This is a genomic window from Sphingopyxis sp. GW821-FHT10B01 (assembly GCF_059415685.1).
Window position 1 is genome coordinate 310,520 of record NZ_JBWKNS010000002.1, and the last position, 17,302, is coordinate 327,821.

The 17,302-nt window shown below is 65.4% G+C and carries 9 protein-coding genes; 5 read left to right on the forward strand and 4 right to left on the reverse strand.

Annotation, left to right across the window (positions count from 1 at the left end):
- Nucleotides 1-13 precede the first annotated feature (13 nt).
- The gene (locus AC07NV_RS05990; RefSeq protein WP_495165430.1) at nt 14-1,345 is read right to left on the reverse strand and encodes a choice-of-anchor tandem repeat GloVer-containing protein; all 1,332 of its coding nucleotides are present in this window, start codon (nt 1,343-1,345) and stop codon (nt 14-16) included.
- A 211-nt stretch (nt 1,346-1,556) separates the two neighbouring features.
- Entirely contained in the window at nt 1,557-4,634 is a 3,078-nt protein-coding gene (locus tag AC07NV_RS05995; RefSeq protein WP_495165431.1) for a TonB-dependent receptor domain-containing protein, read from the reverse strand.
- Between the two features lie 176 nt (nt 4,635-4,810).
- Between AC07NV_RS05995 and AC07NV_RS06000 the strand changes: the two genes are divergently transcribed.
- From AC07NV_RS06000 to AC07NV_RS06020, 5 genes are all read left to right on the forward strand, one after another.
- Nucleotides 4,811-5,128: a phosphoribosyl-ATP diphosphatase gene (locus AC07NV_RS06000; RefSeq protein ID WP_495165992.1), complete on the forward strand. Its 318-nt coding sequence runs from the start codon at nt 4,811-4,813 to the stop codon at nt 5,126-5,128.
- Between the two features lie 12 nt (nt 5,129-5,140).
- Nucleotides 5,141-5,518: a histidine triad nucleotide-binding protein gene (locus AC07NV_RS06005; protein ID WP_495165432.1), complete on the forward strand. Its 378-nt coding sequence runs from the start codon at nt 5,141-5,143 to the stop codon at nt 5,516-5,518.
- 135 nt (nt 5,519-5,653) lie between these two features.
- Nucleotides 5,654-11,494, forward strand: coding sequence for an alpha-2-macroglobulin family protein (locus AC07NV_RS06010; RefSeq protein ID WP_495165433.1), 5,841 nt, complete (start codon nt 5,654-5,656; stop codon nt 11,492-11,494).
- A gap of 230 nt (nt 11,495-11,724) precedes the next feature.
- Entirely contained in the window at nt 11,725-13,899 is a 2,175-nt protein-coding gene (gene pbpC, locus AC07NV_RS06015; protein ID WP_495165434.1) for a penicillin-binding protein 1C, read from the forward strand.
- A gap of 101 nt (nt 13,900-14,000) precedes the next feature.
- Nucleotides 14,001-15,539 carry an amino acid permease gene (locus AC07NV_RS06020; protein WP_495165435.1) on the forward strand — a complete coding sequence of 513 codons (1,539 nt, stop codon included), beginning with the start codon at nt 14,001-14,003 and terminating at the stop codon, nt 15,537-15,539.
- Between the two features lie 69 nt (nt 15,540-15,608).
- Here AC07NV_RS06020 and AC07NV_RS06025 read toward each other — a convergent pair whose 3' ends face one another.
- Nucleotides 15,609-16,802 carry a multidrug effflux MFS transporter gene (locus AC07NV_RS06025; protein WP_495165436.1) on the reverse strand — a complete coding sequence of 398 codons (1,194 nt, stop codon included), beginning with the start codon at nt 16,800-16,802 and terminating at the stop codon, nt 15,609-15,611.
- 184 nt (nt 16,803-16,986) lie between these two features.
- On the reverse strand, nt 16,987-17,289 hold the full coding sequence (locus AC07NV_RS06030; RefSeq protein ID WP_495165437.1) for a hypothetical protein: 303 nt from the start codon (nt 17,287-17,289) through the stop codon (nt 16,987-16,989).
- Nucleotides 17,290-17,302: the final 13 nt, after the last annotated feature.

Below are 17,302 nucleotides of genomic sequence, written 5' to 3' on the forward strand. Positions count from 1 at the left end.
TTACGGGAGCACGTCATCTGAATGTGATCCTATACATCGCACCGAATCCAAACCGGGCACCGACGCCGCCAAGGCCCTCGTTGTAAAACGTCGTCCCGTACAAGGCTCCATCGCGCCCCTCGACCAAACCCATCTCGGGGTCATGAGGCTGGTTCTGGCCTGACCCGAATGAGAAGATTGTGGTGAAATTTCCGGCATAAGTCAGGCGAAAGACAGTACCCCCGCCATTGACTCCGCCATTGCGAGCCGTGCCGTACAAATTGCCGTCTCGCCCAACCGCGAGAAAGGCAGAAGGTCCTTGGCCGTCGTCTCGCCGATCTTTGCCGAATGCGTGAACCACGGCGACTCTTCCCGCGGAGTCTAACCGAAACACCGTACCAAACCCCGCTCCGCCGGACGGCGTTGTTCCATACAGCGCTCCGTCGCTCCCCTGAACGAGGGATCCCTGGGGAGATGAAGGATCGTTAGAGGTCGCACCGAAGGAATGGATAATCGTCAGCCTGCCGTCGGCGCCAAGTTTAAAGATCGTACCTCGCTCATATGCCCCACCCATGCTCGTCGTGCCATAGAAGGCGCCGTCAGACGCCTCAACCAAGGGCCCATTGGGTTGGACGCCACCGGCGGGAGCGCCACCAAACGAGTGAAGCGTTGTGAGAGCGCCAGAAGGTGTCATTTTGAAAATCGTGCCGCAATTCCCGCCGTCCCGTGGAATCTGGACGCAATGGTTGGCACCACCGGCCGAGGTCACGCCATAGAAATTTCCATCCTTGCCCAGCACCAGCGCGCTCGCAAATGTGTCACCTTCGCCGGCCGCACCGCTGAATGAATGCAAAATTCGATAAGATCCGTCGAGTGCCAGACGGAAGACAGTTCCTCCGCTACCATAAGACCCACCATTCGCTGTCGTTCCGTAGAGCGCACCATCCGGCCCCTCAATCAGCGCGCTAAGCGCAGTATATCCGTCATTTTTGGTGGTACCGAACTGATACACCACTGATTGTTCACCATTTGGCGTAACGCGATAGATAACCCCGCACGGGATAGGATCGACTGGTCGGCATCTATTGACGCCGCCGTTTCGGGTCGTTCCATAGAAATTCCCGTCGCGGGCCTGCAACGGAGGTCCGTTGGGCTGGGCCCCGTCCGTTTCCGTAACGCTAAATATATGCAGATAGGTCACACTCGCGGGCGTCGGCGTCGGGGTTGGGGTTGGGGTTGGGGTCGGCGTGACCACAACGGGCGGGCTTCCTCCGCCTGAAGAGCCGCCCCCGCCGCAGGCGCCGAGCAGGCCAAGCACGAAAAGCGGCCCGAAGTGCCGAACAACCCTCATCCAGAAAATCCCCATAGAACCGCGTACTTAATGCCTCGGAGCCACGGTTTTTGGCAAGGGAAAAGCTGCATGGAAGCTTCGACAACGGCGCTCGCTGCCTTCAGTCCCTCAGCCCATCATGATGCTCCGCGAGAATTATTCGCCGAGCAAACTCGGCCTAGACCTTCGGACGACAACTGTCATTCGCAGCAGAAAGCGCGCATCGGGGAACCGCCGAACCCCGCCGCTAAATCTTCCCCCGCACGCTCAAAAACACCCGCCGCCCCAGATAGTCATATTGCGTCCCGAACGCGGGCGCCTGTCCGGTCACCGGCGGTGTTGCGGTCACGACGGTCGACACCCGCGGCGGCGGCGTGTCGAACAGATTCGCGACCCCCAAAGTGATGCGGAACCGCTCGGCGACATCGCGGCTCAGCGACAGCGAGTGATAGAAGGTCGCGGGCACGCTGACGTCGGGGCAGAAGCGTCCGCCGGGGCGGAAGCCCGAGGTGCGGCATGCATCGCCGCCCTGTGCGCGCAGCAAGTCTTTCATGTTCGACGCGCCGCCCGTGACGTCGAGCCCGTAGAAGAGCGTCCAGCCGTCCTTCATCCAGCCGAGGTTGAAATCGCCGACCCACTTCGGGTTGCCGATCTTGCCATTGTCGTCGATCTCGGTGCCGGGGAAGAGCGCGACCTTGTCCTCGATCTGCCAGGTCATCTGCGCGCGGAACGCCAGAGAGCCGAGATTGCCGAGATCCTGGTCGATCGCGACCGACAGATCGACGCCGCGGTTCCGCTGGCGGCTGATGTTGACATAGCGGTCGGTCACCGTCGCGACGCTCCGCGCGTCGGGGCCGGACGTCACGCGGGTAAACAGGCCGCACAGCGGCTCGTCGGCGACGTCGGAATCATAGCAGCCGCGCAGGATGTTCCCGGCGCCGAGCAGGGTGATCTCGTCCTTCACCTTGATGTCGAAATAATCGACCGCAAGCCGTGTGCGCAGCCCGCCCCACAGCGCGCCCGACAAATCGGGGGTCAGGATCACCGACACCGTCTTCGCGGTCGAGGTTTCCGGGCGAAGCCGGCCGATGCCGCCGCCCGATACGATCGTCGCGGGGCCGATCCCGCCGGCAAAATTGGGAGCGATGCCGTCGGCGGCGCAATTGTCGAAGATGCGCTGGCTGATCGCGCCCGAGGCAAGCCGCGCCGCGGCCTGGACGCACGGATCGATCGTCTGCTGGCCGAGGAAGCCGGTCTGGTCGTTGAGGAACAGCTCGAACAGCGCGGGCGCGCGGAACGAGGTTCCCCATGTGCCGCGGAAACGCAGCCAGTCGGTCACCGCCCAGTCGGCGCCGACCTTCCACGTCGTGTCGCTGAAATTGTCCTGCACCCCGTCGCCGCGCGTCGCCTCGACATGCGTATAGCGCGCGGCGCCCGACAGCGTCAGCCGCTCGATCAGCGGCACGTCTGCAAGCACCGGCACTTCGACTTCGCCGAAAAGCTCCTTCGAGACGGTGCGGCCCGCGGTGATTCCCGAGGTCGTGAAGTTCGCGACATTGCCCGCCCGCGTCGCTTCGCCCGGCGTATCGTTGATCTCGTCGCGGCGGATGTTGGCGCCCAGTGCCACCCCGACCGATCCTGCCGGCAGGTCGAACAGCTTGCCCGTGAGCAACGCCTCGGCCGAGGTCTGCTTGAACAAGGTGCGACCGGTTTCGCGGCCCATCAGGAACGCACGCTCGGCGGGGGTGAAGTCGCCGCGCAGCACGCGCGGGTCGGTGAAATCGATATCGATGCACGGCACGCCGCGGATCGCGGTCGTGGTGCCGACGCACGAGCGGGTGCGCAACGTCTGCGACGCGATCGCATCCTGATAGATGACATCCTGCGTATAGCTGGCGTCAGACCGGCTGTGCTGGCCGTGGACGTCCCACTTCCACCCGCCGCCGATCTCGCCGCGCAAGCCGAATACCCCGCGGTAATAATCGACATCGGCCCGGCTTTCGGACTTCACCAGCACGCGCGGGCGCAGGATGATGTTGCCGCCGAACTCGGCGTTGAACGGATCGCCCATGTCATTGGGATTGCAATTATACGCCGTGGGGTCGCAGAGGAAAAAGGGCAGCATCGACGCGCCGGTGAACTGCTGGAGCTCGATCCGCTGGAAACCATTATTGTGCGACTTGCGGTTGCTGAACAGAAACTCGCCATAAGCGGTGATGCCGTCGGTTACGTCATAGGCACCCTCGACGAAGGCGCTGATCCGGCTCACGCCCGAAAAGACGTCCGAATCCTGCTCGGCGGGTTCGAACTGGTTGAGCGCGCCGGTCGACGGCCCGTCGAAATTGACCCCGAAGAAATTGGCCGGGCCGAACACGCCGATCGGATTGAAGGCGTTGATCGGGATACCGACCCCTGCGAACTGGGCGCCATATTGGCCCGACAGGATCGCCTGCCCGTTCGGCGCGATCAGTCCGGGACCAAAGGTCGGGAAGCCATTCCGGTCGACCCCCGAAAAATCGCTGAAGACGATCTGGTTGGCCTGCGTGCTGTTGCACGCCGGGCGGCCGGTACGGAAATCGACGATGTCGGCGCGGCTGCCATCGGCCTCGCGCTTCAGATATTCTTCGGAGCAGAAAAGGAAACCGCGGTCGCGGCGGGTCAGATTCTGCTGGCGGAAATAATCGACCGTCGCGAAAATATGGCCGCGATCGAATTTTTTGCCGAAGCTGGCATCGACGCCATAGCTTTCGCCGCCGCCATGTTCGGTGATCGACGAGAAACCGCCCCCCTCGAAGCCGTCGAGATCGTCGCGGGTCAATATGTTGACCACGCCTGCCACGGCATCGGAACCATAGATCGACGAGGCGCCGGTCTTCAGCACTTCGACCTGCCGCACCACCGACAGCGGCAGCACATTGAGGTCGAACGGCGCGACCGAGCCGCGGATCCCCGCCGGCCCCGCGCGGCGGCCGTTGATCAGCACGAGCGTCCGCTCGGCGCCAAGCCCGCGCAGCGACACGCTCTGCACATCGTTGCCGCCATTGGCGACAAAGTGGTTCGAAATCGCCGAGGTGATCTGGATCGATCCCTGCGCCGCGGGGGTCGACTGCAAGATATCGGCAAGCTGGAGCTGCCCCTGCAGCTTCGCCGTTTCGGGGTCGAGGACCTGGATCGGATCGGCGCTGGTGAATTCGCTCTTCGCGATGCGCGAGCCGGTGACGATGATGTCGTCGCCGCTCGTCTGCGCCGCCGCGGGCGATGCGGCGAGCGCGATCAGCGAGGCTGTTGCTGCCAGAAACACCGAGGAGTTGGTGCCCGTTTTCATGTTTTTCGTCCGATACACAAAGTTGATCTCGCCCCCCGGCGCGGCGGAAATTACGCGAAAAGGCGTTTCGATATGGTTTACGCCGCGGTAAGTTTTTACGGTCGCGTCGCCCGCTTGTCGGGAAGGCGCGGCGCGGCTAGGCACGCTCGTGAAAGGATCGAGCGATGAGCAAGGCAATGGGCGACGCGCTGGGGCAGCTTGAAGCCGTCATCCACGACCGGCTCGCGGCGGGCGAAGGCGAAGCGTCTTATGTGGCAAGTCTCGCGGCGAAAGGCCGCCGCAAGATCGCGCAGAAGCTCGGCGAAGAAGCCGTCGAAACCGTCATTGCCGCGGTCAGCGAAGATGACGCCGCGTTGACCGGCGAGGCGACCGACCTGATCTTCCACCTCGCGATCCTGCTCGCCGAGCGCGGCCTCACATGGGACGCGATCGCCGCCGAACTGGGTCGCCGCCACGGCACCTCGGGCCACGCCGAAAAAGCCAGCCGCCAGTAAGGACTTTCTCCCATGCCGATCGACGCGACTCTCCCCTATGACGACAGCAACATCTTCGCGCGCATCCTGCGCGGCGAACTGCCGTCGAAGACGGTTTATGAAGACGAATATGCGCTCGCCTTCCACGACATCAATCCGCAGGCGCCGCTGCACATCCTCGTGATCCCCAAGGGCCCCTATGTCAGCTGGGACGATTTTTCGGAGCGCGGCAGCGACGCCGAAATCGCGGGCTTCATCCGCGCGGTGGGCAACGTCGCGCGCGATCAGGGCCTCGTCGCCCCCGGATACCGCCTGCTCGCGAACGTCGGCCTCGACAGCCATCAGGAAGTCCCGCACCTCCACGTCCATATTTTCGCAGGCCAGCCGCTCGGACCGATGCTCGCACGCTGAGTTTCCCCGCTGTCTATGACGGCGGTCACAGCATTTTCGCGAACCACGATTAACCGTGTGTGATATGCGGCGGCGGGTGGACTCTGTTCCCTGTTTCCAGCAGGATAGAAGTTCGGACCGAACGGGGAGTTGATCATGGGTAAGGGATGGCGCGCGCTGGCTACACGCTTGGCGGGCAAGGCGAAACTGGCGCTGATCATCCCGCTCGGGCTCGCGATGGCGGCGACCGCGGCCGACACCGTGCCGCAGGTGACGCTTGCGACGCCGGGCAGCTCGGGCACCGGCGACGGCACGATCACCCGCTTCACCTTGCGCTTTTCCGAAGACATGGTTCCGCTCGGCGATCCCCGCGCCCCGGCGCCCGCGACCAACGACTGCAAACTTCCCGCGACCGGCCGCTGGGTCGACACGCGCACCTGGGTGCTCGAATTCGACAAACCGCTTCCCGGCGGGCTCGCCTGCCACGTCGATCTGCGCGAGGGCCTGAAAACCGCGCGCGGCGTCTCGGTCGCCGGCAACAGCCGCTTTGCGCTCGACACCGGCGGCCCTTCGGCGCGCGCCGTGCTGGCGGGCGGAATGTACGGGGATATCGAGGAGAACCAGATCTTCCTCGTCGCGACCAATGTCGCCGCCGACCGCGCCTCGGTCGGTCGCTACGGCTATTGCGCCGTCGATGGCATCGGCGAGAAAATCCCGCTCGACGTCCTGCCGCGCGCGACCGCGACCGAGATCCTCACCGGGCTCGGCGAGAATAACTGGTCGCGCCAGTCCTTCACCTCCGACGCCGGCCTGCCGCAACGCTTCCCCGCCGCGGGCGCCGAGCGCGAGGCCGCGCTCGACCGCATCGTTCCCGTCAAATGCCGCCGTCCGCTGCCCCCCGGCCGCGAAATGGCGCTCGTCTGGGATGCGCGCATCAGTCAGGCCGGCGTCCCCGGCCGCACCGCCGGGCGCGACCAGCGCTTCGACCATGACGTGCGCCCCGCCTTCACCGCCAAAATGTCGTGCAGCCGCATCAACCCGCAGGCGGGTTGCAACCCGATCAAGGATGTGACGCTCAGCTTCGCCTCGCCCGTCTCGCGCGAGACGATCCTCGCCGCGACGCTCAACACCGCCGACGGCAAGAAGCTGACGCCGAAGATCGACGACGACGACAAGAATGACGCCTGGCTGACGACCGTCCGCTTCACCGGCCCGCTGCCGCAGAATGTCGACGCAACGCTGGTCCTGCCCGCCGACGTCACCGACCAGAGCGGCCGCAAGCTGCAGAATCAGTCGAATTTCCCGCTGAAATTCCACATCGACCGCGCCCCGCCGCTGGTCAAATTCGCCGCCGAATTCGGCATCCTCGAAGCCGGCGAAGGCGGCGTGCTGCCCGTCACCGTGCGCGGCGTCGAGGGGACGATGGTTCAGGCGAACCTCAAAATGCCCGCGACCGCGCTGAAAGTCGGCGACGACGATGCCGCGATCGCGCGCTGGCTGAAGCGCGTCGATGACGCCGACGACACCGATTATCGCGAAGAAAAGGACCGCACCGGCAAGGAGGTCACGGTCAATTACACCGGCACCAGATCGGTCTTTGCCGACGCGCCGTCGGGCGGCGAGCGCCGCGACATGCAGCTGTCGCCTCCGGGCGGCGGCAAGGAATTCGAAGTCGTCGGCATCCCGCTCACCGAAAAGGGCTTCCACGTCGTCGAAATCGCGAGTCCCGAACTCGGCGCCGCGCTGCTCGGCCGCAAAACGACGCGCTATGTCGCGACCGCCGCGCTCGTCACCAATATGGCGGTGCATTTCAAATGGGGCCGCGAGGGCTCGCTCGCATGGGTGACCGCGCTCGATACCGGCCTCCCCGTCGCGGGCGCCGATATCCGCGTTTCGGACAGCTGCACCGGGCGCGTGCTCGCGCGCGGCAAAGCCGACAAGGCGGGGCGCCTCGCCTTTGCGGGCGGATTGCCCCAGCCCGAAACCTATTCGAGCTGCGAGGAAAAGCCCGATCCCGCGACCAGCGAGGGCCATGCGCTGATGGTCTCGGCGCGCGCTGGCGACGATTTCAGCTTCACCCTCACCGATTGGGGCAATGGCATTCGCCCCTATGACTTCGATCTCCCCTATGGCTGGTCGGAACGCAGCGACATCCTCCACACCGTCTTCGACCGCGCGCTCGTGAAAGCGGGCGAAACGGTTCACATGAAACATCTGCTCCGCCGCCCGGTCGGCACCGGCTTCATGACGCCGCAGCCGCTGGCGGGCAAATTGCGCCTCGTCCACCGCGGCTCGGACACCGAATTCGAAATGCCGTTCAGCATCGCGACGAACGGCAGCGGCGAAACGACATGGAACGTCCCCGCCTCGGCGCCGATGGGCGATTACGAGCTCGTCTTCGTCACCAAGGACAAGGATGGCGAGGACAAGACGATCTGGTCGGGCCAGTCGGTCAAGGTCGACGAATATCGGCTGCCGACGATGAAGGCGACCGTCAGCGGGCCCAAGACATCGCCCGTGCGCCCCACCGCGGTGCCGCTGTCGCTGTTCGTCGGCTATCTCTCGGGCGGCCCCGCCCCCAATCTCCCCGTCGAACTGCGCACCAATTTCCAGTCGAGCTGGTCGCCGCCGCAAGATTACAAGGATTGGGATTTCGACGGCCAGCCGGTGAAGGAAGGCGTCGTCCAGCTCGACGACAGCGGCGACGAACCGTCGGCCGAGCTGCCGCTCGCGCGCTCGGTGCCGCTCAAGCTCGACGCCAATGGCGCCGCGACGACCAGCGTCGCGGTCGACCAGCCGATCACCGAACCGACGCTGATGGCGGTCGAAATGGATTATGAGGATGCCAATGGCGAGACGCTGACCTCCAGCCGCCGCATCACCCTCTATCCCTCGGCCGTCCGCCTCGGGCTCAAGACCGACGGCTGGCTGATGCGCGACAAGGACCTGCGCCTCAATTTCATCGCGCTCGACTTGGGCGGCAAGCCGATTGCGGGCCAGCGCGTGCAGGTCGCGCTCTACAACCGCGAGGTCATCACCGCGCGGCGCCGCCTGATCGGCGGCTTCTACGCTTACGATAACCAGATGCGCACGACGCGCCTCGACACGACGTGCACCGCGACCACCGACAAGCTCGGCCGCGCGAGCTGCGCGATGGCGCCCGGCATCTCGGGCGAAGTCACCGTCGTTGCGACAACGCAAGACGCCGACGGCAACGAAGCCCGCGCGGTCCGCTCGGTCTGGCTCGCGGGCGATAATGAATGGTGGTTCGGCGGCGACAATGGCGACCGCATGGACGTGATCGCCGAAAAGCCGCGCTATGCCGCGGGCGACACCGCCAGCTTCCAGGTCCGCATGCCCTTCCGCGAGGCGACCGCACTCGTCACCGTCGAACGCGAGGGCGTGCTCTCCAGCTTCGTCGTGCCGCTCAAGGGCACCAACCCGGTCGTGAAGGTCAAGCTGCCCGCGACCTATGCCCCCGACGTCTATGTCTCGGTCATGGCGGTGCGCGGACGCGTGACCGGCGGCGAAAGCTGGTTCCGCACGATGAAACGCGCGGTCGGTTTCAAGATCGAGAATAGCGAGGGCGCGCCGCCCACCGCCTTGGTCGACCTCGCCAAGCCGAGCTATCGCATGGGCATCGCGCGCATCAAGGTCGGCTGGGAAGGCCATCAGCTCGGCGTCAAGGTCAAGGCCGACAAGGAGAAATATTCGGTCCGCGAAACCGCGAAAGTCGCGATCGAGGTCAAGACTCCGGACGGCAAGGCGCCGAAGAACGCCGATGTCGCGTTCGCGGCAGTCGACGAAGCCTTGCTCCAGCTCGCCCCCAATGAAAGCTGGGATGTCCTCCCCGCGATGATGGGCGAACGCACGCTCGACGTGCTGACCTCGACCGCGCAGATGCAGGTCGTCGGCAAGCGCCACTACGGCCGCAAGGCGCTCGAACCCGGCGGCGGCGGTGGCGGCGATCTTTCGGGGCTGACCCGCGAGGATTTCCGCCCGGTGCTGCTGTGGAAGGGCAATGTCCCGCTCGACAGCAAGGGCCGCGCGACGGTCGACGTGCCGCTCTCCGACAATCTGTCGGGCTTCCGCCTCGTCGCCATCGCGACCGACGGATCGCAATATTTCGGCACCGGCGAAACCAGTGTCCGCACCGTGCAGGATCTCGGCATCTTTGCCGGCATGCCCGAACTGGTGCGCACCGGCGACACCTATGACGCGCGCTTCACGCTGCGCAACGGCACCGACAAGCCGATGGAGGTCACCGCGACCCCGACGCTGTCGCCCGCCGTCGCCACCGCGCCGCCGCTGACCGTCACCATCCCCGCGGGCGGCGCGGTGCCGATCAGCTGGTCGATGACCGCGCCCGAGGCGACCGGCCCGATCGAATGGACGGTCGAGGCGGTGGCCAAGGGCGGCAAGCAGCGCGACAGGCTCGTCTTCGCACAGCAGGTCGACCCGGCAATCCCGGTCGAAACCTGGGCCGCCAGCCTGTTCCGCGTCGGCCCGAACACGACGCTGCCGATCGCGATCCCGATGGGCGCGCTGCCCGGCGGCTATGTCGATGTCGCGCTCGCGGGCACGCTCGCGCCGCCCTTGTCGGGGGTGCGCGACTATATGAGCGCCTATCCGTACAACTGCTTCGAACAGTCGACCTCGCGCGCGATTGCGCTCGGCGACCTCGGGCGCTGGCAGGCGCTGGCGGGCGCGATGCCGACCTATCTCGATGACGACGGGCTGCTCCGCTACTGGCCGAACGAGCGCCTCGAAGGGTCGATCGAACTCACCGCCTATGTGCTCAGCGTCACCGCGGCGAACGGCTTCGCGATCCCCGAGGCGTCCAAGGCCAAGATGGTCAAGGCGTTGCAGGCGGTCGTCGACGGGCGGCTCACGCGCAAGGGTTACGGCCCTTACGACATCCGCCCGGTCCGCATCGCGGCGCTGGCCGCGCTCGCACGCAACAACGCATCGAGCGCGCAATTGGTGTCGGCCATCGACGTCGCGCCGATCGACATGGCGACGGGTACGCTCGCCGACTGGCTCGTCGCCATCGAACGCACCCCCGGCGTCCGCAACGCCGCGGGCCTCCGCACCGCGGCCGAGGCCGAGCTGCGCAAGCGCCTCGTCTATGAAGGCACGCGTCTCGACCTCGTCGACGATGCCAAGGCACCCTGGTGGATGATGACCAGCGGCGACGAAATGGCGATCAAGGCATTGGAAGCCGTGCTGGGCCGCAAGGGCTGGGAAGATGACGCAGGCAAGCTGATGGTCGGTGTCGCGCAGCGCCAGCGCAAGGGCCATTGGGACACCACCCCCGCCAACGCATGGGGCGCGGTGACCGTCCGCCGCTTCGCCGAACTCTATCCGGCGAATGCGATCACCGGCATCACCAGCATCAGCCTTGCCGGCGGCACCGCCTCGCAAAGCTGGCCGCTGCCTGCCGAGCCCGTCTCGCCGCTGCGTGTCGCGCTGAACGCTGCGACGATGAGCCTCAAGCATGAAGGCACCGGCACCCCATGGGCGACCGTCAGCGTCAAGGCCGCGGTCCCGCTCAAGGAACCGCTCAACGCGGGCTACCGGATCAAGCGCTCGGTCAGCATCGTCAAGGCGGCGAACAAGGACCGGCTGACGCGCGGCGATGTGATCAAGGTGCGGATCGAGGTCGTTGCGGCCGCGGGCCGGACGTGGGTCGTCATCAACGATCCGATCGCGCCCGGCGCGACGATCGTCGGCAACCTCGGCGGCCAGTCCGAAATGCTTGCCGATCAGGCGGGCGGATCGGGCGCACAGCCGAGCTATGTCGAGCGCGGCAAGGACAGCTGGCGCGGTTATTTCGGCTGGATGCCCGCGGGCACCCACGCGGTCGAATATGTCGTGCGATTGAACGGCTCGGGTAAATTCACCCTGCCGCCGACGCGCGTCGAGGCGATGTATTCGCCCGCGATCCGCGGCCAGTGGCCGAACGCCCCGATGACGGTGGCGAGCGTCGGGCAGTGATGCAGCCCCGCCCTTCCTTCATCCGTTCGTGTCGAGCGAAGTCGAGACACCCCAATGGCACGCAAGACCGATGGGCATCTCGACTGCGCTCGATGCGAACGGGAATTGAGGGATGCAGCCAATATCCACATTTCGTCACCCTGAACTTGTTTCAGGGTCCATGGCCTGCCTTCGCCGTCCGCGCTGCGTTGAAGGCACGCTCAGGCCATGGATGCTGAAACAAGTTCAGCATGACGAGTTTGCCGGAGAAGGCCGAGATCAACCGACACAAACCCCGCTGGCGTGACGCGCTGGCCTGGCTTGCGCTCGCCCTCCTCATCCTCACGACCGCCGCGCATCTCGCGACGCGTCCGCCCGCGATGCCCGATTATGCCGCCGTGCGCGCCGACTGGCAGCCGAGCGAAGCGTGGCTCTACGACCGCGACGGCCATCTCCTCGACAGCGAGCGCGTCAATTTCGAGCGCCGCCGCCTCGCGTGGGTGCCGCTGAAAGACATCAGCCCCGCGGTCCGCAAGGCGGTGGTGCAAAGCGAGGACCGGCGTTTCTGGTCGCACGGCGGGGTCGACTGGCTCGCGATCGCCAGCGCGATCCGCGCCCGCCTGACAATATTCGGGGGGACCGGCGACCGCTCGCGCGGCGCCTCGACGCTGCCGATGCAGCTCGCCGCCTTTCTCGACCCCGGCCTCGCGCAGCCGGGCAAGCGCGACTGGCGCACCAAGATCCGCCAGATGCGCGCCGGGCAGGCGCTCGCGGCACATTGGTCGCACGAGCAAATGCTCGAGGCCTATTTCAACCTCGTGCCCTTGCGCGGCGAAGCGCAGGGCATCGGTGCGGGATCGCGCAGCCTGTTCGGCAAGCGCGCCGCCGACATGACCGCTACCGACGCGGCACTCTTCGCCGGGCTTCTCCCCAACCCCACCGCCAGCGCCGAAATGCTCGGCCGCCGCGCCTGCCGCGTGGCGCAAACCAAAGACTGCACCGCGATCCGCGCCGCCGCCGCGACCCTCGTCTCGGGCGAGCGCGCCGCGCAGCTCGACCCCGCGCTCGCGCCGCATCTCGCCGTCCGCCTGCTCGACAAACCCGGCAAGCGCGTCACCACGACCATCGACCGCCGCATCCAGACCGCGGCGATCGTCGCCTTGCGCCGCCAGCTTGCGGGGCTCGGCTCCGACCGCGTGCGCGACGGCGCGGTCGTCGTGCTCGACAATGCGACCGGCGAGGTGCTCGCCTATGTCGGCGGCGTCGGCCTCAAATCGACCGCCGCGTCGGTCGACGGCGCCAACGCGCGCCGGCAGGCGGGCTCGACGCTCAAGCCGCATCTTTACGCGCAGGTGATCGAACATGGCTGGCTCACCGCCGCGTCGATCCTCGACGACAGCCCGGTCCAGCTCGACACCGCGTCGGGCCTGTATGTCCCGAAGAATTACGATCACAGCTTCAAGGGGCCGGTCAGCGTCCGCCACGCGCTCGCTTCGTCGCTCAATGTCCCCGCGGTCCGCGCGCTCGTCATCGACGACGTCCAGCAGTTCCGCGACCGCCTGTGGGCGCTCGGCTACCACGGCCTTGTCGAGGACGGCGAATATTACGGCTTCAGCCTTGCCCTTGGTTCCGCCGAAGTTTCACTCGTCGAACAAGCCAACGCCTTCAGAACATTCGCGAATATGGGGAAGTGGTCGCCCGTCACCTACATCGCTACGCGGCACCTTCGCCAACATCCGCTGCGCCAGATCGTCAACCCCGCCGCCGCCTTCATCGTCGGCGACATCCTCGCCGACGCCTCCGCCCGCACCGACGCCTTCGGCGCCGACAGCGCCCTCCGTCTCCCCTTCTGGGCGGCGGCAAAGACTGGAACGTCCAAAGGCATGCGCGACAATTGGTGCATCGGCTGGTCCGACCGCTTCACCGTCGCCGTGTGGGTCGGCAATCTCGAGGGCGATTCGATGCGCGCCGTCTCGGGCACCTCGGGCGCCGCGCCCGTATGGCGCGACGTGATGCTCGCGCTCCACGCCGGCAGCCCCGGCAAGCCGCCGGTGATGCCCGATGGCGTCGAGGCACGCCAGATCGCGCTCCCCGGCACCCGCGAACCCCCGCGGCGCGAATATTTCCTGCGCGGCACGGCGCAAACCGAAATGGCGGCAGCGCCCCAAGCCGCGCGCCGTCCGCGCATCACCAGCCCGGTCAGCGGCAGCGTCTATGCGCTCGACCCCGACATCCCGATCGACCGCCAGCGGCTGGCGGTGACCGTCAGCGGCGCGGTCGCCGGCTATCGCCTGATCCTCGACAAAAAGCCGCTCGGCGATGCCGACGCGGGGCAACAGATATTGCCGCGGCCGGGCAGCCATATGCTCGCGCTTGTTGATCCAGGCGGCCGAATGATTGACCGCGTGCGCTTTACCGTACGGTAAGCCGCCTTGGCCCCTGAAATTAAGTTGCGCTGACGAGCGGAGCGGCTAGTCTGCCCCGCCATGAGACGGGCGGCAGTTCAGCCGCTCCCAAGGGGAAGATTATGCTATTTGACCGCGTAAAGTCGTTGGATGCCATTTTGGCGACAGCGGAAAAAAAGTCGCTTACGCGCACGCTCGGGGCTTTCCAGCTGACAATGCTGGGGATCGGCGCCGTGATCGGGACCGGAATTTTCGTGCTGACCGCCGAAGCCGCACAAAAAGCGGGCCCCGGCATGATGATCAGCTTCGTTATCGCCGGCTTCGTCTGCGCCTTTGCGGCGCTCTGCTATGCCGAAATGGCCTCGATGGTCCCCGTGTCGGGCTCGGCCTACACCTATAGCTATGCCGTGATGGGCGAACTGATCGCCTGGATGGTCGGCTGGGCCTTGATCCTCGAATATGCTGTCGCCGCGGGCGCGGTGTCGGTCGGCTGGTCGGGTTATGTCGTGGGTTTGATCGAGCATAGTTTCGGCATAGACATACCTGCCAAATTCGTGCTCGGGCCGTTCGACGGCGGCCTGATCAACCTGCCCGCGATGTTCATCGCCGGGCTGGTCACCATGCTCCTCGTGATCGGCACGCGCGAATCCGCAACGATCAACGCCTTTCTCGTCGTCATCAAGGTTGCCGCGCTGACGCTCTTCATCGTCCTCGCCGTTCCGGTGATGAATATGGAGAATTTCGAGCCGTTCGCACCGCTCGGTTTTGCGGGCATCGGCGCCGCCGCCGCGTCGATCTTCTTCGCCTATGTCGGCTTCGACGCGGTTTCGACCGCCGCCGAGGAAACCAAGAATCCGCAGCGCAACATGCCGATCGGCCTGATCGGCAGCCTTGCCATCTGCACCATCTTCTACCTGCTCGTCGCCGCTGGCGTCATCGGCTCGGTCGGCGCGCAGCCGGTCGGCATCGATGCCGCCGCCAAGCATGCGCTCGAACCCGGTAGCCGCGAACTCGCCGCTGCCTGTAGCGCAATCGGCGATCAGGCCGTGGTCTGTTCGAAGGAAGCCCTCGCCTGGACGATGCGTGAAATCGGCTGGCCACAGGTCGGCAATCTGATCGGCCTCGCCGCCGGCCTGGCGCTGCCCTCAGTCATCCTGATGATGATGTTCGGCCAGACCCGCATCTTCTTCGTCATGAGCCGCGACGGACTGCTGCCGAAAGCCTTCTCGAAGATCCACCCGAAGTTCAACACGCCGCACGTGATCACGATCATCACCGGCATCGCGGTCGCGCTGTTCGCCGCCTTCTTCCCTGTCGGGCAGCTGGCGAACATCTCGAACTCGGGGACATTGTTCGCCTTTGCCGCGGTGTCGATCGCGGTGATGGTCATCCGCAAGACCGATCCCGGCCGCCATCGCCCGTTCAAGACGCCGCTGATCTATATCACGGCGCCGATCGCGATTGCAGGCTGCCTCTACCTGTTCTTCAACCTCGACCAGAAGAGCATCAACCTCTTCCTGATCTGGGCTGCGATCGGCCTGGTTGTCTATTTCGCCTACAGCCGCAAACGCAGCCATGTGGGTCAGGGCCATATCGAAGTGCATGAAGACGATGCCGACGCACCGCCGCCGCCGGTCCCGCCGGCACCGTCGTTCAACTGACGGTTCGAGCCATAAAGGGAAAGGGGGCTTCGGCCCCCTTTCTTTTTGCCCCTCGCCCGGGAGATCTTCTCAATAAGGCGATTTGGGCGCCGTTCCCGGCCGGGTGAACAGCTTGCCACGCTCGGCCCAGAAGACCAGCGTCAGGCCCACAGCGGCACTGACAAGAAACGCATAGGCAAGCGGCAGAGTGGTCCCGTTATATTGCTGGCCGATCAACGCACCGACAACCGCCGCGAGCAATGTCTTGGCAAAGCTTTGATAGGAGGATGCAACGCCGGCCATATGGCCGAAATCCTCCATCGCGATCGATCCGAAGTTGCTGCCGATAAAGCCGATCAGGCCGACATTCACCATCATCAGCGCGGTGAACATCCACAGCGTCTCGGCGCCGCTCAGCGCCGCGACAATTTGCAGGATCGATGTCACCATGAATGCGAACACCGCCGTTTGCGAAACACGCCGCGCGCCGAAGCGTTCGACGATCGCCGCGTTGGAAAAATTGGCGATGGCGATGCCGATGGCGACGCAGGCAAAGATCAGCGGGAAAAGCTTTTGCGCGCCAAACACCTCGGCGATGATCTGCTCGCTGCTGTTGAGATAGCCGTAAAGCGAGCCCTGCATCATGCCCGAAGCGATCATATAGCCCGCGGCGCGGCGATGGCGCGTAACCGTCGCCCAACCCGCCAGCATCGTCCGCCAGTCGAGCGGGCGCACGTCGCCGGGATCGAGCGTTTCCGGAAGGCGCCGAAGCCAGAGCAGCATGACGAGGCCCATCACGGCAAGAACGATGAAAATCGCGCGCCAGCCTGCGATCGCCGCAACCCCCGCGCCAATCGTCGGCGCGATGATCGGCACGATCATGAAGACAAGGAAGATGAGCGACAGACGCTTCGCCATCGCATCGCCCGCAAACAGATCGCGGATGACGGCGACAACGATAACGCCCAGCGCCGCGCTGACCAGGCCGTGTCCGAAACGGAGCGCGAGCAGCATCGGGAAACTTGTCGCGAGGCCGCAGCCGATCGAAAAGACCACATAGGCAAGCAGCGCCGGCACCAGCACGCCCTTGCGCCCGAACCGGTCGGCCAGCGGGCCATAGAGCAGCGAGCCGAAACCGATCCCGAGCAGATAGATGGAAATCACATATTGGCGATCGTTCGCGACCGCGACGCCCAATCCCCTGCCGATCGCGGGTAGCGCCGGCAGCATCGCGTCGATGGCGAGCGCATTGAGCGCCATCACCATGGCCATCATGACCACCATTTCGCGTTCGCCCGGAAGACCCGACCGCTGAGAAGATTGGGAGATATTGTGCATTGCATCAGGCTATGCGCCGCCGGCGCTGGTTTGAATAGTCCCCGGGCGTCGAAAAGCGCCCGCAATGCTATGCAAAGAAAAAGGGCCGCTCCCGGGAGGAACGACCCTTTCCTTCTCGCGGAGACGGCGATCAGCCCTGACGGGTACCGGTCATCGCCATCGAACCGAACGCACCGGCCTTGATCGTGCCGGTCAGCGCGTCGCCGTCGATCGTCGCTTCGCATTCGAGCGTCATCGGCATCGGCACCTTCATGTTCATGGTCCAGGTCAGCTTGTTGCCATCGACCTTGCCATTTTCAACATCGAGCGAACCCATCGCCCCGGCATTCTGGCCGGTGAAGCTGCCGCCGTCGCTGCTGACGGTGAAAACCGACTTCTGGTCGCCCATCGGCGATTTGGTTACGCAATCATAATTGCCATCGACTTGTGACATTTGGGCTCTCCTT

Coding starts and splice junctions, on each gene's coding strand:
- AC07NV_RS05990 (WP_495165430.1), bottom strand. CDS start 1,345: ATGGGGATTTTCTGGATGAGGGTTGTTCGGCACTTCGGGCCGCTTTTC.
- AC07NV_RS05995 (WP_495165431.1), bottom strand. CDS start 4,634: ATGAAAACGGGCACCAACTCCTCGGTGTTTCTGGCAGCAACAGCCTCG.
- AC07NV_RS06000 (WP_495165992.1), top strand. CDS start 4,811: ATGGGCGACGCGCTGGGGCAGCTTGAAGCCGTCATCCACGACCGGCTC.
- AC07NV_RS06005 (WP_495165432.1), top strand. CDS start 5,141: ATGCCGATCGACGCGACTCTCCCCTATGACGACAGCAACATCTTCGCG.
- AC07NV_RS06010 (WP_495165433.1), top strand. CDS start 5,654: ATGGGTAAGGGATGGCGCGCGCTGGCTACACGCTTGGCGGGCAAGGCG.
- pbpC (WP_495165434.1), top strand. CDS start 11,725: ATGACGAGTTTGCCGGAGAAGGCCGAGATCAACCGACACAAACCCCGC.
- AC07NV_RS06020 (WP_495165435.1), top strand. CDS start 14,001: ATGCTATTTGACCGCGTAAAGTCGTTGGATGCCATTTTGGCGACAGCG.
- AC07NV_RS06025 (WP_495165436.1), bottom strand. CDS start 16,802: ATGGTGGTCATGATGGCCATGGTGATGGCGCTCAATGCGCTCGCCATC.
- AC07NV_RS06030 (WP_495165437.1), bottom strand. CDS start 17,289: ATGTCACAAGTCGATGGCAATTATGATTGCGTAACCAAATCGCCGATG.